This is a genomic window from Pantoea sp. Fr+CA_20 (assembly GCF_024520835.1).
GTDB classification, from domain to species: Bacteria; Pseudomonadota; Gammaproteobacteria; order Enterobacterales; family Enterobacteriaceae; genus Pantoea; species Pantoea allii.
This window is the reverse complement of sequence record NZ_JALNPN010000003.1, coordinates 33,560-56,908: the sequence shown is the minus strand read 5'-3', so window position 1 is coordinate 56,908 and position 23,349 is coordinate 33,560. Positions and strand designations below refer to the sequence as shown.

At 55.4% G+C, this 23,349-nt stretch carries 24 protein-coding genes and 1 riboswitch; of the genes, 10 read left to right on the top strand and 14 right to left on the bottom strand.

Features of this window, described 5'->3' with window-relative positions; translation table 11 throughout:
• Positions 1-21: 21 nt before the first annotated feature.
• Together pbpG and NR177_RS05115 are read right to left on the bottom strand one after the other, a co-directional pair.
• Complete coding sequence (pbpG, locus tag NR177_RS05120) at positions 22-969, bottom strand: D-alanyl-D-alanine endopeptidase (protein WP_063878854.1); 948 nt, start codon at positions 967-969, stop codon at positions 22-24.
• A gap of 175 nt (positions 970-1,144) precedes the next feature.
• Positions 1,145-1,732, bottom strand: coding sequence for a Yip1 family protein (locus tag NR177_RS05115; protein WP_063878853.1), 588 nt, complete (start codon positions 1,730-1,732; stop codon positions 1,145-1,147).
• Between the two features lie 208 nt (positions 1,733-1,940).
• On the opposite strand from NR177_RS05115, the gene NR177_RS05110 reads away from it, so the two are divergent.
• Positions 1,941-2,522: a DedA family protein gene (locus NR177_RS05110; protein ID WP_063878852.1), complete on the top strand. Its 582-nt coding sequence runs from the start codon at positions 1,941-1,943 to the stop codon at positions 2,520-2,522.
• On the opposite strand, the gene NR177_RS05105 is transcribed toward NR177_RS05110, so the two are convergent.
• Positions 2,516-3,289, bottom strand: coding sequence for an SDR family oxidoreductase (locus tag NR177_RS05105; protein WP_096012162.1), 774 nt, complete (start codon positions 3,287-3,289; stop codon positions 2,516-2,518). The genes NR177_RS05110 and NR177_RS05105 overlap by 7 nt on opposite strands.
• 156 nt (positions 3,290-3,445) lie before the next feature.
• On the opposite strand from NR177_RS05105, the gene NR177_RS05100 reads away from it, so the two are divergent.
• Both NR177_RS05100 and NR177_RS05095 read left to right on the top strand, forming a co-directional pair.
• Positions 3,446-5,260, top strand: coding sequence for a glycoside hydrolase family 15 protein (locus NR177_RS05100; RefSeq protein ID WP_063878850.1), 1,815 nt, complete (start codon positions 3,446-3,448; stop codon positions 5,258-5,260).
• Positions 5,261-5,455: 195 nt separating this feature from the next.
• Positions 5,456-6,637, top strand: coding sequence for a L,D-transpeptidase family protein (locus NR177_RS05095; RefSeq protein ID WP_096012160.1), 1,182 nt, complete (start codon positions 5,456-5,458; stop codon positions 6,635-6,637).
• A gap of 98 nt (positions 6,638-6,735) precedes the next feature.
• Here the strand turns inward: NR177_RS05095 and NR177_RS05090 are convergent, their stop codons facing one another.
• On the bottom strand, positions 6,736-7,758 hold the full coding sequence (locus NR177_RS05090) for a transporter (protein ID WP_256852410.1): 1,023 nt from the start codon (positions 7,756-7,758) through the stop codon (positions 6,736-6,738).
• 163 nt (positions 7,759-7,921) lie between these two features.
• On the opposite strand from NR177_RS05090, the gene NR177_RS05085 reads away from it, so the two are divergent.
• Positions 7,922-9,526 (top strand): inorganic phosphate transporter, encoded by a 1,605-nt coding sequence (locus NR177_RS05085; protein WP_256852409.1) that lies wholly within the window; start codon positions 7,922-7,924, stop codon positions 9,524-9,526.
• Between the two features lie 14 nt (positions 9,527-9,540).
• The gene (gene ppk2 / locus NR177_RS05080; RefSeq protein ID WP_096012159.1) at positions 9,541-10,458 is read left to right on the top strand and encodes a polyphosphate kinase 2; all 918 of its coding nucleotides are present in this window, start codon (positions 9,541-9,543) and stop codon (positions 10,456-10,458) included.
• Positions 10,459-10,516: 58 nt separating this feature from the next.
• Here the strand turns inward: ppk2 and dusC are convergent, their stop codons facing one another.
• The 3 genes from dusC to NR177_RS05065 all read right to left on the bottom strand — a co-directional run bounded on the left by dusC (position 10,517) and on the right by NR177_RS05065 (position 13,437).
• Positions 10,517-11,476, bottom strand: coding sequence for a tRNA dihydrouridine(16) synthase DusC (gene dusC, locus NR177_RS05075; RefSeq protein WP_256852408.1), 960 nt, complete (start codon positions 11,474-11,476; stop codon positions 10,517-10,519).
• Positions 11,477-11,478: 2 nt separating this feature from the next.
• Positions 11,479-12,822 carry an ATP-dependent RNA helicase RhlE gene (gene rhlE, locus NR177_RS05070; RefSeq protein ID WP_063878844.1) on the bottom strand — a complete coding sequence of 448 codons (1,344 nt, stop codon included), beginning with the start codon at positions 12,820-12,822 and terminating at the stop codon, positions 11,479-11,481.
• A gap of 222 nt (positions 12,823-13,044) precedes the next feature.
• Positions 13,045-13,437 carry a YbhQ family protein gene (locus NR177_RS05065; RefSeq protein WP_063878843.1) on the bottom strand — a complete coding sequence of 131 codons (393 nt, stop codon included), beginning with the start codon at positions 13,435-13,437 and terminating at the stop codon, positions 13,045-13,047.
• A 178-nt stretch (positions 13,438-13,615) separates the two neighbouring features.
• On the opposite strand from NR177_RS05065, the gene NR177_RS05060 reads away from it, so the two are divergent.
• Genes NR177_RS05060 through NR177_RS05050 form a run of 3 tightly spaced genes read left to right on the top strand, consistent with a single transcriptional unit; the run spans position 13,616 to position 16,583 of the window.
• A complete protein-coding gene (locus tag NR177_RS05060; RefSeq protein WP_063878842.1) occupies positions 13,616-14,377 on the top strand; it encodes an endonuclease/exonuclease/phosphatase family protein in 762 nt (253 codons plus the stop codon).
• Positions 14,374-15,618 carry a cardiolipin synthase ClsB gene (gene clsB, locus NR177_RS05055; protein ID WP_063878841.1) on the top strand — a complete coding sequence of 415 codons (1,245 nt, stop codon included), beginning with the start codon at positions 14,374-14,376 and terminating at the stop codon, positions 15,616-15,618. Before NR177_RS05060 ends, clsB begins: the two co-directional genes overlap by 4 nt.
• Complete coding sequence (locus NR177_RS05050; RefSeq protein ID WP_241536866.1) at positions 15,618-16,583, top strand: lysylphosphatidylglycerol synthase domain-containing protein; 966 nt, start codon at positions 15,618-15,620, stop codon at positions 16,581-16,583. The genes clsB and NR177_RS05050 overlap by 1 nt, the downstream gene beginning before the upstream one ends.
• Before the next feature lie 42 nt (positions 16,584-16,625).
• Here the strand turns inward: NR177_RS05050 and NR177_RS05045 are convergent, their stop codons facing one another.
• Together NR177_RS05045 and NR177_RS05040 are read right to left on the bottom strand one after the other, a co-directional pair.
• The gene (locus tag NR177_RS05045) at positions 16,626-17,333 is read right to left on the bottom strand and encodes a Bax inhibitor-1/YccA family protein (protein ID WP_014593230.1); all 708 of its coding nucleotides are present in this window, start codon (positions 17,331-17,333) and stop codon (positions 16,626-16,628) included.
• Positions 17,334-17,428: 95 nt separating this feature from the next.
• Positions 17,429-18,523 carry a DUF1615 domain-containing protein gene (locus tag NR177_RS05040; protein WP_109717191.1) on the bottom strand — a complete coding sequence of 365 codons (1,095 nt, stop codon included), beginning with the start codon at positions 18,521-18,523 and terminating at the stop codon, positions 17,429-17,431.
• Positions 18,524-18,640: 117 nt separating this feature from the next.
• On the opposite strand from NR177_RS05040, the gene NR177_RS05035 reads away from it, so the two are divergent.
• Positions 18,641-19,426, top strand: coding sequence for an OBAP family protein (locus tag NR177_RS05035; RefSeq protein ID WP_256852407.1), 786 nt, complete (start codon positions 18,641-18,643; stop codon positions 19,424-19,426).
• Here NR177_RS05035 and moaE read toward each other — a convergent pair.
• The 5 genes from moaE to moaA all read right to left on the bottom strand — a co-directional run bounded on the left by moaE (position 19,423) and on the right by moaA (position 22,121).
• On the bottom strand, positions 19,423-19,875 hold the full coding sequence (moaE, locus tag NR177_RS05030; RefSeq protein WP_096012156.1) for a molybdopterin synthase catalytic subunit MoaE: 453 nt from the start codon (positions 19,873-19,875) through the stop codon (positions 19,423-19,425). The two genes, NR177_RS05035 and moaE, sit on opposite strands and share 4 nt — an antisense overlap.
• The gene (moaD, locus tag NR177_RS05025; protein WP_063878836.1) at positions 19,876-20,121 is read right to left on the bottom strand and encodes a molybdopterin synthase sulfur carrier subunit; all 246 of its coding nucleotides are present in this window, start codon (positions 20,119-20,121) and stop codon (positions 19,876-19,878) included. It abuts the gene before it with no gap.
• Positions 20,114-20,599, bottom strand: a complete 486-nt coding sequence (moaC, locus tag NR177_RS05020) for a cyclic pyranopterin monophosphate synthase MoaC (protein WP_063878835.1) — start codon at positions 20,597-20,599, stop codon at positions 20,114-20,116. The genes moaD and moaC overlap by 8 nt, the downstream gene beginning before the upstream one ends.
• Before the next feature lie 2 nt (positions 20,600-20,601).
• A complete protein-coding gene (gene moaB, locus NR177_RS05015; RefSeq protein ID WP_063878834.1) occupies positions 20,602-21,117 on the bottom strand; it encodes a molybdenum cofactor biosynthesis protein B in 516 nt (171 codons plus the stop codon).
• 14 nt (positions 21,118-21,131) lie between these two features.
• On the bottom strand, positions 21,132-22,121 hold the full coding sequence (gene moaA / locus NR177_RS05010) for a GTP 3',8-cyclase MoaA (protein WP_164484295.1): 990 nt from the start codon (positions 22,119-22,121) through the stop codon (positions 21,132-21,134).
• A riboswitch (molybdenum cofactor riboswitch) is annotated at positions 22,108-22,241 on the bottom strand. (Overlaps the previous gene by 14 nt.)
• A gap of 202 nt (positions 22,242-22,443) precedes the next feature.
• Here moaA and yvcK point away from each other — a divergent pair.
• A complete protein-coding gene (gene yvcK / locus NR177_RS05005; RefSeq protein ID WP_256852406.1) occupies positions 22,444-23,349 on the top strand; it encodes a uridine diphosphate-N-acetylglucosamine-binding protein YvcK in 906 nt (301 codons plus the stop codon).

The window sequence follows — 23,349 nt, the reverse complement described above, 5'->3', positions numbered from 1 at the left end:
CAGCAACGACCCGGCGAGGTTTTATTCTTCAGTAGAACCGCTGGCGGCGTTGCTGGCAACCTCACCCGCTTTCTGTTTTTTGTAGGCCAGCGCAGCAGCCGGAACCGGGGCAGCTTTGCCCGTTTCCAGCCAGTCACGCAGACGATTAGCATCGGCAAAATGAGTATATTTACCAAATGCGTCCAGTACCACCAGCGCGACCGGCCGGTTTTTAATCATGGTGCGCATGACCAGACAGTGTCCCGCTTCATCGGTATAGCCCGTTTTGGTCAGCTGAATGTGCCAGCCATTTTTATAAACTAAATGGTTGGTGTTACGGAACGGCAACGCATAGCTGGGGTGCGTAAAGACGGCGGTTTCTTCTTTGGTGGTACTCAGTTCGCCCATCAGAGGATACTCGCGCGTGGCTTTTAACAGCTTCACCAAATCCTCTGCGCTGGAAACGTTTTGGATCGACAGCCCCGTGGGTTCCACGTAGTGCGTATGGTTCATCCCGAGCGCGCGCGCCTTGGCATTCATCGCCTTAATAAAGGCATTGTATCCGCCGGGATAAGCATGGGCCAGGCTGGCCGCCGCACGGTTTTCTGATGACATCAGCGCCAGCATAAGCATGCTCCGGCGGCTGATCTGGCTGTTCAGCTTCACGCGTGAAAACACCCCGCGCATCTCCGGCGTCTGACTGATATCAACCGTGACCATCTCGTTCATTGGCTGATGCGCATCCAGCACCACCATCGCCGTCATCAGTTTCGTGATCGAGGCAATAGGCCGCACCCGGTCGGGGTGACTGGAGAATAAGGTTTTGCCACTCGTCAGATCGACGATCAGGGCACTGCCTGAGGCGATTTGCGGCTGAGCAATGGGGGCCATTTGCGACAGCGTGGTGGTCGCCTGTGCTGGAAGTGAGAAAACCTGCCCGGAAACGAGCAGCGCCAGCGTTAACAGTGAAAAGCGAATTTTTGCAGGCATCGTGGAAAAAAGACCCGGTTAAGATTGTGCGCTGTGAAAACACAGGCCGCCGACGACTGAGCAGGCAGAGCGCGGGCTGGCCGCAGCATCATACGCTGAAGCCGTGAACTTTTCCTGGTGAGATTGTTTCTGAGCGTTAAAAAGATGTTGCCGCTGGTGAAGCGGCAACAGGGTGCTAAAACAGGTTCGGGCCGTAGCCCCACAGAATCACCGTCAAAGCCAGTAAAACTTCAAACACCAGTACGCCGATGGCCAGCGTGGAACTGGAAAACCGCAGGCTCTCATCCCGGTCGATATTCAGAAACAGCGGAATGCCCACGTACAAGAGATAACCGGTATACAGCAACGCCAGCGCGCCCGCAAATACGCACAGCCATACCAGTGGATAGAGCGCCACCAGGCCGCTTAAAAACAGCGGTGTCGCCACGTAGCCCGCAAACACGGTACAGCGCTGGACGCCGGGACGCTGAGGATAGTCACGCGCCATCCAGTGGATAACCCGCCCCATCACCGCCACTCCGCCCAAAATCAACAGATAAAACAGAATACCTAAGCCCAATGCTGTCAGCATATTCAGCTGTACATACTGCCCCTCACCCAGGTTCCAGCCTGACTGCGTGGTTCCGATCATGGCGCAGATGACCGGAATGGCCGCCATCAACAGAACGTGATGAGTGTAATGGTGCGAAACCGTTTCGTTCTCTTGCTTGATAGTGCGCATTTCCTGATTAGGATGCGCTAACAAACCCCAGACATGGTTCATACGCTTACTCCTCTGATGCAGTTGGGCTACCCCGTTCTGATGCAGGAACCACGTAAGGGCAGCATTGCTTACAGTATAAACGGCAAGGCAATATCTGTGGACTTTGTGCAAAAAAACGGCAAAAAAGATCGCTTATTAACGCGTAAACGGATGACGTAACAAATCAGGTATAAACTGAAAGAAAATGTCTTCACACAGGGAGTGCATCTTGCATTTGGATATCAACGGATTAATTACGCAGTATGGCTATCTGGCACTGTTTATCGGCTGTATTGCCGAAGGAGAAACATTCTTATTGCTGGGCGGCGTGGCCGCTCATGAGGGGTTACTGCATTATTCCGGCGTGGTGCTGGCGGCAATGGCGGGCGGCATTATGGGCGATCAGCTGCTGTACTGGGTTGGCAGACGCTTTGGTACCCGTATTTTACGGCGCTTTAAAAAGCATCAGGACAAAATTGTTAAAGCCAACCGGTTGATCAAGCGCCGCCCCAGCCTGTTCGTGATTGGCGCGCGCTTTATGTACGGCTTTCGCCTGATTGGCCCGATTATTATTGGTGCAAGCCGCCTTAATCCGCTGAAGTTTCTGGTGCTCAACATCATCGGGGCAGCTATCTGGTCACTGCTGTTTGTCACGCTCGGCTATTTTGCAGGCGGCATTATCGCCCCCTGGCTGCACAAGCTCGATCAGCACTTTAAACACCTTTTATGGCTGGCTGCCGCCGTGGTGTTTGCCTTCGTACTGCGCTGGGCGATTCGCCACTGGAATAACCGTCGAGCTGACGATCAGTAACCCTTGAACTGCGGGTTCGCCAGCATAAAGCCACCGTCAATAATAAAGGACTGACCGGTGGTATAGGTGGCCCATTCGGAGCTAAGCCAGGCCACCATACTGGCAATTTCATGGGTATCACCCGGGCGGCCCGCAGGAATCTCAGGCATTTTGACGTTATGAGCATCGGCATCGGTCATTTTATTCATCGGCGTGGCAATCGCGCCCGGTGCCACCGCATTCACCAGAATATTGTGCGGCAGCAAACTCAACGCCATCGACTTGGTTAATCCGCCTGCCGCATGTTTTGCTGCGGTGTAAGCGACGGAACCCGGCAGCGGCGTATGTTCGTGCACGGAGGTGATATTAATGATGCGTCCGCCCTGCCCCTGCTTAATCATGTTGCGTGCCGCCACCTGCCCGCAGATAAAAACGCCATCCACATCCACGCTAAAGGTCTTACGCCAGTCTTCCCAGGTCACGTCCATAAAGTCGGCTTTGAAATTTGCTCCGGCATTGTTGACCAGAACGTCGATGCGGCCCAGCTTATCGATCAACTGCTGCAGCACCTTGCCTCCGGCGGGTGGATCGGCCAGGTCGAGCTGGATCATCTCGGCGCGTTGCCCACTATCTTCCACCCGTTTTGCCGTTCGCAGTGCGCCTTCTTCGTCCGACCGCCAGGTGATGCCAATATCGAATCCCTGCTCTGCTAACATTTCAGCACAACGACTGCCAATGCCTGAATCCGACGCGGTAACGATTGCCACTTTTCGTTGTGGTGTAGTCATGACGGTCTCCTCTGGAAGTGTATGAATAGTATATACCGCAATGAAAATTGTGCCCTTAGCGGGCGGAGCAGCGGGCAGGTTAACGATCTGTGCCAGAACGAAGCGGTATGCAGGCACCCGGCTATAGTTAAGGCTGACACTGACAGGGAGAAACCGATGAGTAAGGTTAAACGTAAGATTGACGATCATGGCGTAATAGGCGATTTACGCACCTGCGCGCTGGTCGCAAACGATGGCACTATTGACTACCTCTGCTGGCCGGAACTGGACAGCCCGTCAGTGTTTTCAGCCTTACTGGACAGCGATGAGGCAGGCCTGTTTTCCCTGGCACCCGACTGGCAAAACGCCCGTCGTCAGCAAATTTATCTTCCTGATACCAACATTTTACAGACCCGCTGGCTGTCTGAAGAAGGCGTGGCTGAAATCACCGATTACATGCCGATCTGCGATCGCGAGGATAAGCTGCCGCGTATCATCCGTCGGGTAAAAATGGTACGCGGCCGGGCGCGCTTTAACATGGTCTGTTCCCCGCGTCATGATTACGCCCGTGCAGACACGCGCGCTGAGGTACAACGTGGCTGTATTGATTTTCACGCCACCGATCAGCCGTCGCTGCGCCTGGCGGCGACGGTGGTGATGACGCTGGAAGGCAATCACGCCACCGCCAGCTTTGAGCTTAAAGCCGGTGAACATGCCGAATTCGAATTTGGCAGCGTACACGATGCCCACATCGAAAAGCTGGCCACCGCTAACTGCTTTGAAGAAACGCTGAGCTACTGGCGTGAATGGAGCAGCCGCAGCACCTATCACGGTCGCTGGCAGGAGATGGTACAACGCTCTGCACTGGTACTTAAACTGTTGACCTCCTGGCAACACGGCTCCATCGCGGCGGCTGCCACCTTTGGTCTGCCCGAGGAACTGGGCGGCGAACGCAACTGGGATTACCGCGCCTCCTGGATACGCGATGCCTCATTCAGCATGTACGCCTTGATGCGGCTGGGTTACGTGGACGAAGCCAGGCACTTTACGGAATGGGTCGGTCGCTGTGTAGAGAACAGCCACCATGATGAAATGCGGCTGCAGGTGATGTACCGCCTGGACAGCAGTACAGATCTTCAGGAGATGTCGCTGCTTAACCTGTCCGGCTATGCCAACTCCAGTCCGGTGCGCATTGGTAACGGTGCCTGGCGGCAAAAACAGTTAGATATTTATGGCGAACTGATGGATGCCATCTATCTTTCAAATAAATACGGCGAAGCCATTTCTCAACGTGGCTGGAACCATGTGTCAGAGATGCTGGACTGGCTGTGCGATAACTGGCATCAGCCGGATGCGGGGATCTGGGAAATGCGCGGTGAGCCCGAGCACTTCCTTCATTCCCGCTTGATGTGCTGGGTTGCCCTGGATCGTGGCCTGCGCCTTGCGATGAAACGTTCACTGCCGATGCCCTATGAGCGCTGGGACAAAACCCGTCGCGAGATTCGTGATGATATCTGGAAAAACTTCTGGAACAGCGAACGCGGGCATTTTGTTTCTACCCGTCACGGTGAACACCTTGATGCCTCAATGCTGTTGATGCCATTAGTCCGCTTTGTCGGTGCGACCGATCCCGACTGGATCGCAACGCTGGATGCCATCCAGGTGAACCTGGTGAGCGATGGCATGGTACGCCGTTATAACATCCATGAAACGCCGGCAGATGGGCTGACGGGCGCAGAGGGCTCTTTCGGTGCCTGCTCGTTCTGGTATGTGGAATGTCTGGCGCGTGCCGGACGCATTCGCGAGGCACATTTTGAGTTCGAGAAATTACTGAGCTACGCTAATCCGCTGGGTTTATATGCTGAAGAGTTTGACAGTCATGGCCAGGCATTAGGCAATACGCCCCAGGCGCTGACGCATCTCGCGTTGATCAGTGCCGCGTTTTTTCTCAACCGTAAGCTGAACGGGGACATTACCTTATGGCAACCATAAGGGCCTGTTTCCGCCCAAAATGGTAAAGAACAAAGGCGGATAACGCAGGTGAGTCAGGTAAAGTATTTCAAAGTGGTTAAAATCCTGATTCACAACATCAGTTTAATGAACATATAATGCGCAGCAGGTCATAGTGACCAGCATGGGTTCGATACATTGACAAGCCTGAAACATGGCGATAAAGACTTGTAAAATATGAAAAAAAGCATTCGCGCGTTCGCTTCACTTGCATTGGCTTTGGCGGCATTCAGTCAGTCAGCCCTTGCTGTTGTTTACCCTTTACCGCCGGCTAACAGCCGTCTGACCGGGCAAAACGTTGAAATTACCATTCCTGAGGACAGTAAATTGCCTCTGGAAGCTTTTGCAGCACAGTTTCAAATGGGCCTCAGCAATATGCTGGAAGCCAATCCGGGCGTTGACGTTTATCTGCCTAAACCTGGCAGCAAACTGATCATCCCACAGCAGTTACTGTTACCTGACGCACCGCGTGAAGGCATTGTGATTAACAGTGCTGAAATGCGGCTTTACTACTATCCGAAAGGCAGCAAAACGGTTGTGGTGTTGCCTATCGGTATCGGTGAACTGGGTAAAGATACGCCGCTGAACTGGACAACGACCGTTCAGCGTAAAAAAGATGGTCCAACCTGGACGCCAACGAAAGCGATGCATGCTGAGTACGCGTCTCGGGGTGAGAACCTGCCTGCTGTCTTCCCGGCTGGCCCGGATAACCCAATGGGGCTGTATGCGCTCTATATTGGTCGTCTTTACGCCATTCACGGCACCAACGCCAACTTCGGTATTGGCCTGCGTGTGAGCCACGGCTGCGTGCGTTTACGTGCCGACGATATCAAGTGGTTGTTTGACCACGTGCCGGTTGGCACGCGCGTGCAGTTTATCAACCAGCCGGTAAAAGCCTCGGTTGAGCCAGACGGTTCACGTTGGATGGAAGTCCATAATCCGCTGTCTACCACGGAAGAGCAGTTTAACTCTCGTGAGCTGGTGCCGATTACGCTGACCCAGGCCGTTGGCAAAGTGCTGGTTGATGGCAGCATCAACCAGTCTCAGGTGGATAAGGCCATTCAGAACCGCTCTGGTATGCCCGTTCAGGTTAACGCACCCGAAAACAACGTCGTGCCCGCGCCCGTTCAGATGACCGAAGGTGAAGATGCCGAGCCGAAGGAAGGGCCAATGACGCCGCTGACGTCACAGCCTGCTAACCCGGCCGCTGTACAGCAGGAACCTGCACCTCAACAGTCGCAGCCTGCAGAGCAACAGCAATCTGCTCCGCAGCAGCCTGTACAGCCGCAGTCACAGCCTGCCCAGCAACAGCCCGTGCAGCCGTCGCAACCGGCTCCAGCGGGTAACGGTAGCCTGTAAGGCTGTCCGTCTTCAGGTTGTTAAAAAGCCAGCGCAGGATAATCCGCGCTGGCTTTTTTTATGACGTCACCCCGGCCCGATCTTACGCGCTCAGGCCGCTACGCCGAGGGTCGTCGAAAGGTCAGCCAGCCTGCCAGCAAGGTAAAAACGAATACGATCAGCACCAGCAGTAAAAAACCGTGCGGATTCGAGGCCAGCGGAATCCCGCCGACGTTCATACCAAAAAACCCCGCCACAATATTAATCGGCAGCGCCAGCACCGTAATGACGGTTAACAGGTAAAGCGTCCGGTTACTCTGCTCCATCAGGCGAGCCGCAATCTCTTCCTGCAGAAGCCGGATGCGCTCCATCAGGCTGGCAAGATCGTTAAGCACCACGCTGAACTCTTCCGTAAACGCACGCAGCTCGCGAAGCGTGTCGCGGTTTAGCCAGGCCGGAGGCCGGTTGAGCAAGCGAAACAGTGCCGCCGGTTCCGGTGCCAGAAGACGCTGAATCCGCAACAGCATACGTCGGTAATGCCCCAGCTCACTGCGGTTAGCTTTAATCGCCGTACTTAATAAGCGCTCTTCTATGCTGTCGACCACCTGACTGATACGCCGCACCACCTGTTCCAGCTGTAACTCCTGCTCGCCAAGAAGATAAAGCAGCAAGGCTTCTGCACTGGGAAAGCTGTGTCGGGTTAACCCCTGCTGCATCTTTTCAATCATCACCGACGGGCGATAACGGGCGCTGACCACCAGATTGCGCCGACACCAGATCCACAGGGTCGCATTTTGCGTACTGCGGTTTTCCTGATTGAGCGTGACATCGTTTAGCACCGCCAGCAACGCGCTACTTTGCTCCGCCAGTCGGGTACGCGGTGAGGCAGAGTGAATTTCGTCGAAGAAGTCATCATCCACCTGGAAGTGACTCTGCACCCAGTTCTGCGCGCGGGCATGATTCAGGTTGATATGCAGCCAGAGAAAGCCGTTGTCAGGCAGCGCCTCCCCGAGTTTGACCGCTTCACGGGCATTCAGGCGGACAGGGAGAGCGTCGGGAGAAAAGAGATAACCATGGATGAGTCCGGCCACATCATCATCAAAATCACGTTTTTGTGGGGGAAGTACAACGTCTGTCGCCATGGCAATCCTGTCAGCATCATCAATAAAGACTCCCAGCCTGCTGCAGTTTTGTTACAGCAAAATGACCTCGCACGGCGTAGATCATTTTTTTGTCACAAAAAGCGGGTATCAAACAGCGTTAACCAGATGTAAATCCGCATCTGCATCCGCTAAGAGGTTTTGCATGAGCGAAAACAGTTTACCCTCTTCAGGTTCGACTCATGGACGCCCTGATTTCAATGGCAAAGGTAGCCGCTTCACAAAAACGATCTTCATTGTTCTGCTGATCGCCGGTCTGGCTTTTGCCGGGTTTAACCTGTTCCACGATGTTGAAAAAACCAATACGCCCGTCACCAGTTATTTGCCGTTCTTTCTGCTAGGCCTTGCGTTGCTGATTGCGCTGGGCTTTGAGTTTGTGAACGGCTTTCACGATACCGCCAATGCGGTCGCCACGGTTATCTATACCCACTCTCTGACGCCCGGTGTTGCCGTGGTCTGGTCAGGGCTGTGTAATTTTCTTGGCGTGATGCTCTCCAGCGGCGTGGTCGCCTTTGGCATTATTTCATTGCTGCCCGTCGAGCTGATATTGCAGGCCAGCAGCGGTAACGGCTTTGCCATGATTTATGCCCTGCTGTTCTCGGCGATTATCTGGAACCTGGGGACCTGGTATCTCGGCCTGCCCTCCTCCTCCTCGCACACCTTAATTGGCTCCATTATTGGGGTCGGCGTCGCGAATGCCATGCTGCACGGTCGCAGTGGCTTGAGTGGCGTTGACTGGGAGCAGGCCCTGAAAGTCGGTTATGCCCTTCTGCTGTCGCCGGTGGTGGGATTTGTCTGCGCCGCCCTGCTGCTGTGGACGATGAAGCTGTTTATTCGTAATCGTCAACTTTATCAGGCTCCGCAGAGCAACGAGCCGCCGCCCGTCTGGATCCGTGGACTGCTGATTCTGACCTGTACCGGTGTTTCGTTTGCCCATGGGTCGAACGACGGACAAAAAGGCATGGGGCTGATCATGCTGATTCTGGTCGGCACCATGCCGATCGCCTATGCCCTGAACCGTTCTCTGCCGTCCGACCAGATACCCCGCGTTGCCGCACTGACCGAAGTCACGGCACAACAGCTGTTGCATATTCAGCCTGCCGCCACGCCCGCGCCTGTTCCACGCGACGTGTTAACCGATTTTGTCAGCAGCGGGAAACCCAATCCCAACGTTCTGCCTGCGCTGGCCATGACACTGCACGACGTGGGCGATCAGATTCGCCGTTACGGTTCCATGGAAAATATTCCGGCGCAATCCGTAACCAATACCCGAAATCAAATGTATCTGGCTTCGGAGTCCATTAAGCATTTGCAAATCGCTAACGTCGCCCTACCGGATCAGACGCAACGTAACCTGAAAGCCGTCAAGACCGAGCTGGACAGCGCCACGCGCTTTATTCCGATGTGGGTGAAGGTGGTCGTTGCTATCGCGCTGGGGCTGGGCACCATGGTTGGCTGGCGACGAATTGTGGTCACCGTGGGCGAGCGTATCGGTAAAACACATCTGACTTATGCCCAGGGTGCCAGCGCCGAAATGGTGGCGATGGTGACCATCGGTGCGGCCGACGCATTCGGTTTGCCGGTGTCCACCACGCACGTTCTCTCGTCCGGCGTAGCAGGAACCATGGCGGCAAACCGTTCAGGCCTGCAAATGTCCACGCTGCGGAATCTGGCTGTGGCCTGGGTATTAACGCTGCCGGTTTCCGTCTTACTTTCGGCCCTGCTCTACGGGCTGTTTATCCACATCTGACCAGGTGAATCGTCATGGCAACACACGATAACAGTTTCAACCGCGACGCGTTTAATCAGCGTTTATTGCAGGAGTTCTACGACAGCTACGATGAAGAACTGGAGCTGGAACTCGACGATCTGCGTTTTGGCGATACCACGCCAGCCGGAACGGATGAAAAGGCCTGGCGTCGTCACTATTTTCGCGAACTGCTGCGCCTGCAGGGTGAACTGGTTAAGCTCCAGGACTGGGTGATGCGCACCGGTCACCGCCTGGTTATCCTGTTCGAAGGCCGCGATGCTGCCGGTAAAGGTGGCGTGATTAAACGCATTACGCAGCGCCTCAACCCACGTACCTGCCGGGTTGCCGCACTGCCAGCGCCTAACGATCGCGAAAAAACGCAATGGTATTTCCAGCGTTACATTGCACATTTACCTGCTGCGGGCGAAATGGTGCTGTTCGACAGGAGCTGGTACAACCGGGCGGGCGTGGAACGCGTAATGGGCTTTTGTAATGAGGCGGAGGTCGAGGAGTTTTATCGCAGCGTGCCGGAGTTTGAAAAAATGCTGACTCGCAGCGGTATTCAAATCGTCAAATACTGGTTTTCCATTACTGACGAGGAGCAGGAGTTGCGCTTTATGAGCCGCATCCACGATCCGCTCAAACAGTGGAAACTCAGCCCGATGGATCTGGAAAGTCGCCGCCGCTGGGAAGACTATACCGAAGCAAAAGAAGAGATGCTGAGCCGCACCAATATCCCGGATGCGCCCTGGTGGGTCGTTCAGGGCGTGGATAAAAAGCGTGCGCGTCTGAACTGCATCAGCCACCTTTTGCAACAGGTGCCTTATGAAGACTCTCCCCATGATGAAATCGTTCTGCCACCGCGCGAACGGTCTGAGGATTACCGTCGTAACGACGTGCCGGACAATATGATTGTGCCTGAAAAGTATTAATGGTCTGCGCGGCAGGACGCTGCGCTACCCGTTGTTGACGCCAAAAAACGCCGCACGATTAATGACAGGTCTGCCCGTGCCATTCGGCATAACGGTCAATCGCGGTGGCAATCTGCTGGGAAGATTTTAACGCGCGAATCTCTCCGAACAGCTCGCCGGCCTCACCGTAGGCTTTGCGCAGATAACCCAACCACTGTTTGATACGTGCCACATGGTACATGCCGGTATCACCCTGCTTTTCCAGCCGGGTGTACTTTTGCAACAGCGCGACCACTTCCGGCCAGGGCAGCGGGGCTTCATTGTATTTGATGACCCGACTCAGGTTAGGCACGTTGAGCGCACCACGACCAATCATCACGGCATCACAGCCGGTCTTCTGCAGGCAATCCTGGGCCGTTTGCCAGTCCCAAATCTCACCATTGGCGATAACCGGAATACGCAGGCGCTGACGGATTTCCCCGATGGCCTGCCAGTTAATCGCCTCGGCGCGGTAGCCATCTTCTTTGGTACGACCATGTACCACCAGCTCGCTGGCACCGGCCTGCTGGACCGCATCGGCAATTTCCATGCTGCGTGCGCTGGAATCCCAGCCAAGACGGACTTTCACCGTGACCGGCAAAGCGTCAGGCACAGCGGCGCGCATGGCTTTCGCCGCGCGGTAGATTAAATCGGGATCTTTTAACAAGGTGGCACCGCCGCCGCTGCCGTTGACCAGCTTTGACGGACAACCGCAGTTGAGATCGACGCCCCAGGAACCCAGCGTGACCGCGCGGGCGGCATTTTCCGCCAGCCAGTCAGGATGCTGTCCGAGCAACTGCAGACGGACCAGCGTGCCCGATGGCGTCCGGCTGGCATGGTGCAGTTCTGGACAGAGACGATAGAAGGATTTTACCGGCAGGAGCTGGTCAACGACACGCAGAAACTCTGTAATGCACAGATCGTAGTCGTTGACCTCCGTCAACAGCTGGCGTACCAGGGAATCCAGTACGCCTTCCATTGGTGCCAGCAAAACCCGCATTGTCAGGCGTTTCCGCTACGCTTAGGCGCAGGGCGACGTGGGCGAGCAGCAGGCTTATCAGACTGGCTCGTTGCCGGTCCCTGACGACGCGGCTGGGAACGTTTATCCCCTTGTGAACGCGCACCACCCGCACCCTGTCCACCCTGGCTACGACCACGGGGTTGCTGCGACTGACGGCCATTCACAATAGGCTCAGCTTTGATGCTCGGATCGGGCTCATAGCCAGGCACGGCCAGACGCGGAATCTCACGCTTAAGCAGACGTTCGATATCACGCAGCAGCTTGTGTTCATCCACGCACACCAGTGACAGCGCGACGCCAGTTGCCGCGGCACGACCGGTACGACCAATACGGTGCACATAGTCTTCAGCCACGTTGGGGAGCTCGTAGTTCACGACGTGTGGCAGCTCTTCAATATCCAGGCCACGGGCCGCAATATCGGTAGCAACCAGTACGCGAATCGAACCGGATTTAAAATCGGCCAGTGCGCGCGTACGTGCTCCCTGGCTTTTGTTACCGTGAATCGCCGCTGCGGTAATGCCGTCTTTACCCAACTGCTCGGCAAGGTGGTTAGCACCATGCTTGGTTCGGGTAAACACCAGTACCTGCTGCCAGTTACCTTCGCCGATCAGCTGCGACAGCAATTCCCGTTTGCGTTTCTTATCAACAAAATGCACCTGCTGAGAAACCTGCTCAGAGGCGGTGTTGCGGCGCGCCACTTCCACCTGCTCTGGGTTATGCAGCAGTTTTTCTGCCAGGGTTTTAATCTCATCTGAGAACGTCGCCGAGAACAGCAGGTTCTGACGTTTGGCAGGCAGTTTTGCCAGCAGGCGACGAATGTCATGGATAAAGCCCATGTCGAGCATGCGATCGGCTTCATCCAGTACCAGCACTTCGACCTGGGAGAGGTCAACCGCGTTCTGATGGACCAGGTCCAACAAACGGCCTGGCGTTGCCACCAGAATATCGACCCCGCCGCGCAGCTTCATCATCTGCGGGTTAATGCTTACCCCACCGAAAACCACCAGTGAACGAAGCGGTAAATACTTACTGTATTCAACTACGTTTTCACCGACCTGGGCGGCCAGTTCACGGGTTGGCGTCAGGATCAGGGCACGCACAGGACGGCGTCCACGCACCGCGCCCGCATTTGCCGACAGCTTCTGTAATAAAGGCAGCGTAAAACCGGCCGTTTTGCCGGTGCCGGTCTGCGCGCTTGCCAGCAGATCGCGACCGGACAGCACCACAGGAATAGCCTGGCGCTGGATAGGAGTGGGTTCGCTGTAGCCTTGCTCAGCAACCGCACGCAAAATATCGGCACTCAGGCCGAGAGAGTCAAAAGACATGACGAGTATTACTCCGGTCCACTCTGACCGTGTTTCACGGTGTAGTTTTCAGAGGGATAGTGACGCCAGCTGACGCTGACGCGTGAAAAGGGTGCAAACTACGATGCATAAGCGGCGGAGTGTAACAGCTTTAACGTCTATGTGCGAGATAGCTCACAATTGATTACATAACCCCTTAAACAAGAAAGCCACCTTGCGGTGGCTTTTCATTGGGCGGCTAACTTAGCTGCGTTTTTTCTCAATACGTCGTGCGGGCTCTTTCACCAGCAGAGAAACCAGCGCCGGGCCCAGCAGCATAACCATGCCAAGGCTGGCTAACAGCAGGTTGTTGTGGAAGATGCGCGAGACCAGGAACAGCATCATCATGGCGGCGCCAAAATAGTAGGTGGTGGTCGCCTCTTCCAGGTAATCACCAAGGGTGCGTAAACGGGCACTACGCTGCGTGATCAGCATGGCGATAAACACCCCTGCATACGTCACCACCAGGGTACTGCACACTTCGACCAGTGCTTTATGTTTCCAGCCCCATACCAGCGCGGCAATCACCAACACGTGCATAGCGATGTGGGCCCAGGTTTGACCGGTAATAATTTGAAAGCGATTAGACAATTTCATATTTTTCTCCTGCAGACCTGGCGAGTTGCTCAAATGCAACCGAATCCGGCCAGGGACGGTTTCCTCAATGTAAAGCAAATTTCAGATAACGCCTTAATTATTCCTCTTCTTCACCCTCCATTTGTGACAAAGACTACACTTTGTCGTTAACGAAGATGAAAAGGAGCGCGTCGCGAGTATGCCACAAATTAAGCAAGGATTTTCAATTAAAGTCCTGACGATCAATACCCACAAAGGTTTTGCCCCGTTTAACCGACGCTTCATCTTGCCTGAATTGCGCGACGCGGTACGTGCAACATCGGCAGATATCGTCTTGTTACAGGAGGTGATGGGAACACATGATATCCACCCACTGCAACATGAAAACTGGCCCAACACCTCACATTATGAGTTTCTGGCTGACACCATGTGGAACGATTTCGCCTATGGCCGCAACGCCGTTTATCCGGAAGGACACCACGGCAACGCCGTGCTGTCGCGCTTTCCCATTGCCGACTATGAGAACCGCGATGTCTCCGTTGCCGGGAGTGAAAACCGTGGCATGTTGCACTGCAAAATCGCGCTTCCCGAGCCTTACGGTACGCTGCACGTCATCTGTGTCCATCTCGGCCTGAAAGCGGCCCACCGTCGCGCCCAAATGGCGATGCTGAACGAGATGGTGAAGGCGCTGCCGCCCGATGCTCCGGTTGTGGTGGCCGGCGATTTCAACGACTGGCAAGGCCGGGCCAATAAAATATTGCAAAAAGGGGCGGGACTGAAAGAGGTGTTTAGCCTCAAAAATGGCCGACCGGCGCGCACTTTTCCGGCACGTTTCCCCCTTCTGCGGCTGGATCGTATTTACGTCCGCAACGCCACGGTGAGTCATCCCTGGGCGCTGCCGCGTAAACCCTGGTCACACCTTTCCGATCACGCGCCGCTGGCGGTGGAGATCCATCTATGAATTTTGAATGGCAAGAAGGCAACAAACTGCGCTTGCTGGAAAATGGCGATACGTTTTTTCCTCGGGTGTTTGGCGCCATTCAGCGCGCCGAACGCAGCGTGCTGCTGGAAACCTTTATCCTGTTTGAAGATGATGTGGGCAATGCCTTGCACCGTGAACTGCTGGCGGCAGCAGAGCGCGGCGTAAAGGTTGAAATGATGGTGGATGGCTACGGGTCTTCCGAGTTGTCAGACGACTTTGTGAACAGCCTCACCCGGGCAGGTGTCCGCTTTATCTATTACGATCCGCGTCCGCTGGTGATGGGCATGCGCACCAATGTCTTCCGCCGCCTGCATCGAAAAACCGTGGTGGTTGATGGGGTTATCGCGTTTGTCGGGGGTATCAATTTCTCTGCCGAGCACAACACGGATTACGGTCCTGAAGCGAAACAAGACTACACCGTGGAGGTGAAAGGCCCGGTGGTGGCCGATATTACCCGCTACCTGCAAGAAGCGATTGGCAGTGAGGCCACCACGCGCCGCTGGTGGGGACAGCGCTCACATCGCCCGGCGAAAAATGCCCTGCCCGGTGACGCGCAGGTGCTGTTCGTTTATCGCGACAACAATGAGCACCGGGACGATATTGAACAGCACTACCTGGACATGCTGCGCAGTGCCAAACAGGATGTGATCATTGCTAATGCTTACTTTTTCCCCGGCTACCGGTTGCTACGGGAAATGCGCAATGCCGCGCAGCGCGGGGTTCGGGTCCGTTTAATTGTGCAGGGCGAACCGGATATGCCGATCGTTAAAGTGGGCGCAGAACTGCTCTATAACTATCTGGTGGATGCGGGCGTTGAAGTCTACGAATATTGCCGTCGGCCCCTGCACGGTAAAGTGGCCGTGAAAGATCAGCAGTGGGCGACAGTGGGTTCCAGTAACCTTGATCCCTTAAGTTTGTCGCTAAATCTTGAAGCCAACCTGATCATTCACGATCGCCACTTTAATGAAACATTACGCGACAATCTTGAGCATTTACTGGCAGAAGATTGTCAGCGTGTTCAGGAGGACAAACTGCCGCCGCGCACCTGGTGGCAACTGACCAAAAGCGTGGTCGTGTTCCACTTCCTGCGGCACTTCCCTGCTATCGCCGGATGGCTACCTGCACATACCCCTAAGCTGGCCCAGATCGATCCGCCTGTTCAGCCTGAAATGGAGACGCAAGACCGCGTCGAAACCAATAACGAAGGAGCGAAATCCTGATGGCAAATACGCATCCGCGCTGGAAGCTGGCGAAAAAGATTCTTACCGGCCTGTTCTTTGTTGCCGTCATTGTGCTGCTGGTCATCTATGCACGTAAGGTGAACTGGGGTGACGTTTATGACGTCATCGTTAACTATAACCGCTACGTGGTGCTGACCGCGGCCGTCCTGGTCATTGTCAGTTACCTTGTCTATGGCTGTTACGACCTGATTGGCCGGGCCTACTGCGGCCATAAACTGGCAAAGCGTCAGGTGATGTTGGTGTCGTTTATTTGCTATGCCTTTAACCTGACGCTCAGTACCTGGGTTGGCGGTGTGGCGATGCGTTACCGGCTCTATTCGCGCCTTGGCCTGGACAGCGGCACTATTACGCGCATTTTCTCACTCAGCATCGCCACCAACTGGCTGGGCTATATCCTGCTGGCGGGCGTGGTATTCAGCGCTGGCATGGTTTCCATTCCCAGCGGCTGGTTTATTGGCGAAACCACGTTGCGACTGATTGGGGTTGTCCTGCTGGTGCTGGTGGCGTTCTATCTCTGGTCCTGTGCCTTTTCCAAACGTCGCCGCTGGACGGTCAAAGGTCAGACACTGCAACTGCCTTCATTGCGCATGGCGCTGTTTCAGTTTGCCGTTTCCTGTGCCAACTGGATGGTGATGGGCACCATTATCTGGCTGCTGCTGGGCCAGGATGTCGGCTATCCTATGGTGCTGGGTGTTCTGTTGATCAGCAGCATTGCGGGGGTGATTATTCATATTCCGGCGGGGATTGGCGTGCTTGAAGCGGTGTTTTTAGCGCTGTTGAGCGGCGAAGATCTCTCTCACGGTACGATTATTGCGGCCCTGCTGGCCTACCGGGTGCTCTATTTTATTTTGCCCCTGCTGCTGGCACTGGTGCTGTATCTGGGACTGGAGAGCCGCGCGAAACATATGCGCCATAAAAACGAGCAGAAACTGCAGAAGTCATAACCGAGGAGCGGCTGCTCTGGCAAACCAGAGCAGCCTGTTTTATTAACGGCGGTTACCGAAAATACGCAGCAGCATCAGGAACAGGTTGATGAAATCAAGATAGAGCGTCAGCGCGCCCATGATCGAGTAGCGACGCAGGTTTTCCGTGTCGCGCGCGTCAATTTGCTCACCAATGTTTTTCAGCTTCTGCGTGTCATACGCCGTCAGACCCACAAACACCACCACGCCGATGTAAGTAATCGCCCACATTAACGCCGGGCTTTTCAGCCAGAAGTTCACCAGTGATGCCAGCAGGATACCAATCAGCGCCATAAACAGCAGGCTGCCCAGGCGACTCAGATCGCGTTTCGTGGTGTAGCCATAAAAACTCATGGCACCAAACATCCCCGCCGTCACAAAGAACGTACTGGCGATAGACGAATAGGTATACACCAGGAAGATACTGGCCATGGTTAACCCGGTCAGCGCCGAGTAAAGCATGAACAACCCGGTCGCCACGGCACCGCTCAGGCGATGCACCATGCCGGAGAGGAAGAACACCAGTGCCAGTTGCACAATGATTAAGCCGAAAAAGGTTATCCGGTTTGCAAAAACCAGCTCCATGACCGCTGGCGTGCGGGCGGCAAACCAGGAAACGAACGCGGTAAGTAATAATCCGCAGGTCATCCAGCCATAAACCTGTGCCATGTAAGCCTGCAACCCGCGAGATGCAGGCTGAACTATTGAATCATTCTGTGGATATCGGTCCATGATGCACCTCTTGTTAAACGAATGGGTTATTCCCCTGACAGGGGAGCCTGGTTAAGTGTGGCACAGCTCTGTTCAACTGCGCCACAACGCCGTGCTTATCGACGTGACATGCACTGCTGATACCGGCTGTCGACGCGCTGTGCGAACCACGCCGTGGTTAAATTGCGGGTGATTTTGGGACTTTCAAGCTTGATTCCCGGCAATATTTCACGCGGCAATCGCCGTCCGGCCATTTTATCCGCCAGCGCAAAGACCTGCTTCCACACGTCGCTGTCGCTGAATTCGGCCTTTTCGCCCAGCTCAAGATCGTTGCGAATTTCACTGTTGCTCATATCGAGGCGCTTCGCCAGGGTACGCACCGCCAGTTCCGTCGATCCCGCGTTGTCGGAGCCATACTGAATCAGATCGCCATCCAGCGCCAGTTTCATGCCTGTGGCGCGGGACACCGCCGCCTGGAAAGCGGCATTGCGGCTGGCGAACCAGCCCGCGTTATAGTCCGCGAAACGGTAAAGCGGCTTGCTGTAATCGGCGGGATAGCCCAGCAGGTGCATCGTGCCGAAGTAAACCCCGCCATGCCGGGTGAACACTTCACGTCGTATCGATCCCTCTACCGGCCACGGATAGCCTTTGGCATGTGCCTCAGCAAAGGCAATACTGACCTGCATCGGCCCGCCGGTGTGCACAGGATTGAGGTTGCCAAACAGCGTTTGCCCCATGGGCACCATCTCAATAAAATCGTCGAAAATATCGCTCAGATCTTTTTCACTTTTCGCTTTATCCAGCCGCGCGGCATAGCTTTCGCCGTTGGTGGACTTAATTAACAGCGCGGTGCGCACTAAAAACGCCGGAACATGGACGTTAGCCGCCCGACGGTCAATCTCATCCCAGGCGATTTTTGACATCCCGGGTACATTCCCACTGGCATCAAAACCTGACTCCTGCCCCGCGACGGCAATAACCGCGCACAAGTTGCTGTCGCTGGCCTCAAGCCCCTGGGTACGGAACGAGGTATAGATATCATCAGCCCAGCCTGATTTGTTGCTGACGTTGGCAGGCAGCAGGCGCTGAATCTGTGCTTTCACATCCTCAGGCTGCGTTGCAGGCGCTTCCGGCGTTTTTTTACTGCTACAGCCCGCCAGGATCAGTATGGCGAGCAGCGTCAGACGTTTTGGTAATGAAGTGAATGACATACCTGTCCTCTGAGGGGGAAAAAACCTAGCTTAACACTGCCCCGCTTCGCAGGGCAGGTTTGATTATCTGAACTAAGGTTATCTCTTTTAGCGAAATTAGCGAAAAAGGGATGCTTTATGTCAAAACTCTGGACAGTTACCCTACTCAGCCTGTTACTGGCCGGTTGCGGCGGTAACACAACGCCCGCGCAGGTCCGTTCGCCTGGCGCCCCAACCTCTCCTGGCCTGAAAGCGCTGGACAGCGGTGCCGCCCTGATGCAATCACGACCGCCGATTGACGCGATCAATGCCTATCTGGATGGTTTTCACTTCTATAACGGTGACAAAAACGGTCAGATGGAAGCACATCACTATGTCACGGTTTTAAATGATGACGTTATGCAGGCGGTGATTTATGACGGCAACACGCGCGATGCGCGCCTGATGGGCGTGGAATATATCATCAGCGAACGGCTGTACCGGACCTTGCCCAACGAGGAAAAGAAGCTGTGGCACAGCCATCAGTACGAGGTGAAATCCGGTTCGCTGGTCGCACCCGGCCTGCCTGCCGCCGCGGAGCATGCGCTGATGACGCGTATCGTCAACACCTACGGTAAAACGTGGCATACCTGGCACACCGACCGTGACAAACAGTTGCCGCTGGGGATTCCGGCGCTGATGATGGGCTTTACCGCCGATGGGCAAATGGACTCGCGCTTACTGGCCGATCGCGATCGCCGTTTTGCTCTCGACAGTCACAAAATTCGTGCTGAACGGGCCGATATTGACGCGCACCCGGTGGTTCCCGGTGCCAACGCCTGGCAGGACGGTGACGTCATTCAGTTGCAACGTGGCAAGGGCGGAGGCGAACACGCACACGGAAAGACCCAGTTTGCCCCCGCAGAACAGCTTTCAACGCCTTAATCCCAGCGCTGAGCGGCCTCGCGGTCGCTGTTGCGCGCATCGACCCAGCGATCGCCCTGTCCGGTGGTTTCACGTTTCCAGAATGGCGCGCGGGTTTTCAGGTAATCCATAATGAACTCCGCGGCGGCAAATGCACTGCCGCGGTGTGCACCGGTGACGCCGACAAACACAATTTCATCGCCGGGGAAGAGTTCACCGATGCGGTGAATCACTGAAACGCGCTGCAGCGGCCAGCGCTGGCGTGCCTCATCGACGATTTCCTTGAGTGCCTTTTCCGTCATGCCGGGATAATGTTCCAGCGTCAGGGCGGCGACATCATCACCCAAATTATGGTTGCGCACTTTGCCGGTAAAGGTCACCACGGCGCCGTCTTCTTTACATGCCGCCAGCCACTGGTACTCCTGGGCCATTTCAAAAGCAGCCGGGCCCACCCGAATTTGCGTTTCCATTTATCCTCCGGTGACCGGTGGGAAAAAGGCCACTTCATCCCCGTCCTGCAAGGGATGACTCATCGCGGTCAGCGTCTGGTTAACGGCGGCGAGTAAACGTTCACTGTCGAGCGCCAGCGCCCAGCGATCGCCCTTCTGCGCCAGTGCCGCGCGCAGCGCCGCCACGTTGGGGTACTCCGCAGCCAGGGTGAGCGAATCGGTTCCCACCAGTTCCCGCACCTGGGCAAAAAACAGCACCTTAATCATGGGCAACCGCCTGAAAATCGCCGCTTTTGCCGCCGCTTTTATGCAGCAAACGCAGTTGATCGATCACGATGTCTTTTTGTACGGCTTTGCACATGTCATAGATTGTCAGTGCCGCTACGGAAGCCGCAGTCAGGGCTTCCATTTCCACGCCGGTTTTCCCGCTGAGCCGACACAGGGACGTAATGCGCACCCGGTTCGATTCCGGTTCCGCCACCAGTGCGATTTCCACTTTGCTCAGCATCAGCGGATGGCAAAGCGGGATCAGCTCCCATGTGCGTTTTGCTGCCTGAATGCCCGCGATGCGCGCCGTCGCGAACACATCCCCTTTGTGGTGACTGCCCTCGATGATCATCTGTAACGTTTCTGGCTTCATCAGCACCAGCACTTCAGCCTGGGCTTCGCGTACGGTGTCATTTTTAGCGGAAACATCCACCATGTGGGCTTCACCGGCGGCGTTAATGTGTGTGAGTTGTGACATGCTTAACGTTTCTTTAAATGGGTGACAAAGTTGCAGGGACGCGTACGGGCATCCAGTTGATCGGCGATGATGCGCTCCCAGGCACTGGTGCAGGCCGACGTCGAGCCGGGAACGGCAAAAATCAACGTCTGGTTTGCCAGGCCGGCGACCGCACGGGACTGTAAGGTCGATCCGCCAATCTCTTCATAGGAAATCATGCGAAACAGCTCGCCAAAGCCTTCGATTTCCCGATCGAACAGGGGAAGCAGCGCGTCGGGTGTGCTGTTTTTCAGGTTAAAACCGGTTCCGCCGTTAACGATCACCACCTGCACGTCTTCACTGGCGATCCAGCGTGACACAATGGCCCGGATACGGTAGAGATTGTCTGGGACGATGGCGTGGTCGATAACGCTGTGTCCGGCTTCGATCGCGGCTTCACGCAGATAATCACCGGATGTATCGTTGCCGGCATCGCGGCTGTCTGAAACCGTTAACGTAGCAAGCTGTAACGGTTGAAACGCGCTGGCTGGTTTACCCATATTTGCTCCTGCAATTAACCGCCAATATAAGAAAGATTCTGTGTAATACCGGTATTCCCCTGTAACAGGAAATGCGTCTGTTTCTTCTGTCCCAGACTGCTGGCAATACGCGCCTGCAGTTCCTGCTGCTGATCGTCTGACGCGAGCAGATCCCGTAACGGAATCCCGCCGTCACCAAACAGGCAGAGGTGCAGATTGCCCTGCGCGGAAACCCGCAGGCGGTTACAGCTGGCGCAAAAATCTTTGGAATACGGCATGATCAGCCCGATTTCACCCACGTAATCGGGGTGATAAAACACCTGGGCCGGGCCATCGCTGCGACCGCTGATGCGGCGCTGCCAGCCCTGCGCGATCAGCTTATCGCGGATCACCTCGCCGGACACATGCTGCTCGCGAAACAGCGCACCGCCGTCACCGGTTTCCATCAGCTCAATAAAACGCAGCTGAATGGGACGGGTACGAATCCAGTCAAGAAAGGTCGTCAGATTATGGCTGTTCACATCGCGCATCAGTACGCTATTGACTTTGACCTGGCTGAAACCGGCCTCAAACGCCGCGTCAATGCCCGCCATGACCTGATGGAATTTATCCTGGCCGGTAATGGCGTGAAACTGGCGTGCGTCAAGGCTGTCTACGCTGACGTTAAGGGCGGTAAGTCCGGCATCGCGCCATTGCTTAACGTCACGCGCCAGCCGGTAACCGTTGGTGGTGACGGCGATATGACGAATCGCCGCGTTTTCCCTGACCGCCGCAATGATGTCGGTAAAGTCGCGGCGCAGGGAAGGTTCGCCACCGGTCAGGCGCACTTTTTCTGTGCCCGCCGCCGCAAAGGCGCGGGTGACCCGACGAATTTCATCCAGCGAGAGAAAGCTTTTATTGCGGATACCATTTGGCTGGTAACCATCCGGCAGGCAATAGGTACAACGGAAGTTGCAGACATCCGTGACCGACAGGCGCAAATAGTAAAATTTGCGCGAAAATGCATCAGTAAATTGTGACACCAGAACACCTTTCCAATTCGGGAGATGCAGTCATTTCTTCCTGCACCCTGGCAGCGCGAAGGCTACGGCCTGAATCCCCTATCCGCAGACGTAGGCATTCAGGCTTGAGTGTACGTTAACCGGCTGGTCAACGCGGTCTACAGATGGTAGCGCGATTAGTGATTATGCGCCATCCACGGCTTTTACTCTCTGTGCTCCAGTAACGTTAACTTTCACCGTATTTCGCCCACAGGATAAGTTAACATGGCCGGTAAGCATTGACGTAAATCACCCTCGTCTGCATCAATAGTGCGCATAAGCGCCGCAGACGCGAAAAAGGAGAAGTATGAATCGAACACTGGCGGACCTTGATCGCGTGGTGGCCTTAGGGGGCGGACACGGATTAGGACGCGTGATGTCTGCCCTGTCTCCCCTGGGTTCACGCCTGACAGGCATTGTCACCACCACCGATAACGGCGGCTCCACAGGCCGCATTCGTCGCGCCGAAGGCGGTATTGCCTGGGGCGACTTGCGTAACTGTATTAACCAGTTGATTACCGAGCCGAGCGTGGCATCCGCCATGTTCGAATACCGCTTTACCGGCAACGGTGAACTGGCCGGACACAACCTGGGCAACCTGATACTCAAAGCGCTGGATCACCTTAGCGTACGCCCGCTGGAAGTGGTTAACATCATCCGAAACCTGCTAAAGGTCGACGCCTTTTTAATTCCTATGTCTGAACAGCCGGTTGATTTAGTGGCAACCGATGTCGAGGGCAATGCCGTTTACGGTGAAACCGCCATCGACGAGATGAAACTTCCGCCTCAGGAACTGATGCTTCACCCTGCCGTACAACCCACCCGGGAAGCGCTCGACGCCGTTGCAGAGGCCGATCTGATCCTGATTGGGCCTGGCAGTTTTTACACCAGCCTGATGCCCATTCTGCTCATGAAAGAGATGGCCCAGGCGTTACGGCGCACTCCCGCCAATATGGTGTTTATCGGCAATCTGGGCCGGGAGTTGAGTCCTGCGGCGGCCACACTTACCGTGGCCGATAAACTGGCGATGATGGAACACTACATTGGCAAGCGGGTGATTGACGCCATCGTGGTTGGCCCGTCCACGGATGTCAGCCGGGTGGAAAACCGTCTGATTATTCGTGAACCGCTGGAGGCGGCCGATATCAGGTATCGTCACGACCGCCAGCTGCTCCGTGCCGCGCTGGAACACGCTATTCAGGGGTTTAACTGA

What these genes read in the sequence shown, in the direction of transcription:
- NR177_RS05100 (WP_063878850.1), top strand. Translation starts at nt 3,446, where the DNA reads ATGAGTAAGGTTAAACGTAAGATTGACGATCATGGCGTAATAGGCGAT.
- NR177_RS05115 (WP_063878853.1), bottom strand. Translation starts at nt 1,732, where the DNA reads ATGAACCATGTCTGGGGTTTGTTAGCGCATCCTAATCAGGAAATGCGC.
- NR177_RS05090 (WP_256852410.1), bottom strand. Translation starts at nt 7,758, where the DNA reads ATGGCGACAGACGTTGTACTTCCCCCACAAAAACGTGATTTTGATGAT.
- moaB (WP_063878834.1), bottom strand. Translation starts at nt 21,117, where the DNA reads ATGGGTAAACCAGCCAGCGCGTTTCAACCGTTACAGCTTGCTACGTTA.
- NR177_RS05095 (WP_096012160.1), top strand. Translation starts at nt 5,456, where the DNA reads ATGAAAAAAAGCATTCGCGCGTTCGCTTCACTTGCATTGGCTTTGGCG.
- clsB (WP_063878841.1), top strand. Translation starts at nt 14,374, where the DNA reads ATGAATTTTGAATGGCAAGAAGGCAACAAACTGCGCTTGCTGGAAAAT.
- rhlE (WP_063878844.1), bottom strand. Translation starts at nt 12,822, where the DNA reads ATGTCTTTTGACTCTCTCGGCCTGAGTGCCGATATTTTGCGTGCGGTT.
- NR177_RS05065 (WP_063878843.1), bottom strand. Translation starts at nt 13,437, where the DNA reads ATGAAATTGTCTAATCGCTTTCAAATTATTACCGGTCAAACCTGGGCC.
- moaC (WP_063878835.1), bottom strand. Translation starts at nt 20,599, where the DNA reads ATGTCACAACTCACACACATTAACGCCGCCGGTGAAGCCCACATGGTG.
- moaE (WP_096012156.1), bottom strand. Translation starts at nt 19,875, where the DNA reads ATGGAAACGCAAATTCGGGTGGGCCCGGCTGCTTTTGAAATGGCCCAG.
- NR177_RS05035 (WP_256852407.1), top strand. Translation starts at nt 18,641, where the DNA reads ATGTCAAAACTCTGGACAGTTACCCTACTCAGCCTGTTACTGGCCGGT.
- dusC (WP_256852408.1), bottom strand. Translation starts at nt 11,476, where the DNA reads ATGCGGGTTTTGCTGGCACCAATGGAAGGCGTACTGGATTCCCTGGTA.
- NR177_RS05060 (WP_063878842.1), top strand. Translation starts at nt 13,616, where the DNA reads ATGCCACAAATTAAGCAAGGATTTTCAATTAAAGTCCTGACGATCAAT.
- NR177_RS05050 (WP_241536866.1), top strand. Translation starts at nt 15,618, where the DNA reads ATGGCAAATACGCATCCGCGCTGGAAGCTGGCGAAAAAGATTCTTACC.
- NR177_RS05040 (WP_109717191.1), bottom strand. Translation starts at nt 18,523, where the DNA reads ATGTCATTCACTTCATTACCAAAACGTCTGACGCTGCTCGCCATACTG.
- pbpG (WP_063878854.1), bottom strand. Translation starts at nt 969, where the DNA reads ATGCCTGCAAAAATTCGCTTTTCACTGTTAACGCTGGCGCTGCTCGTT.
- moaD (WP_063878836.1), bottom strand. Translation starts at nt 20,121, where the DNA reads ATGATTAAGGTGCTGTTTTTTGCCCAGGTGCGGGAACTGGTGGGAACC.
- NR177_RS05105 (WP_096012162.1), bottom strand. Translation starts at nt 3,289, where the DNA reads ATGACTACACCACAACGAAAAGTGGCAATCGTTACCGCGTCGGATTCA.
- yvcK (WP_256852406.1), top strand. Translation starts at nt 22,444, where the DNA reads ATGAATCGAACACTGGCGGACCTTGATCGCGTGGTGGCCTTAGGGGGC.
- NR177_RS05045 (WP_014593230.1), bottom strand. Translation starts at nt 17,333, where the DNA reads ATGGACCGATATCCACAGAATGATTCAATAGTTCAGCCTGCATCTCGC.
- ppk2 (WP_096012159.1), top strand. Translation starts at nt 9,541, where the DNA reads ATGGCAACACACGATAACAGTTTCAACCGCGACGCGTTTAATCAGCGT.
- NR177_RS05085 (WP_256852409.1), top strand. Translation starts at nt 7,922, where the DNA reads ATGAGCGAAAACAGTTTACCCTCTTCAGGTTCGACTCATGGACGCCCT.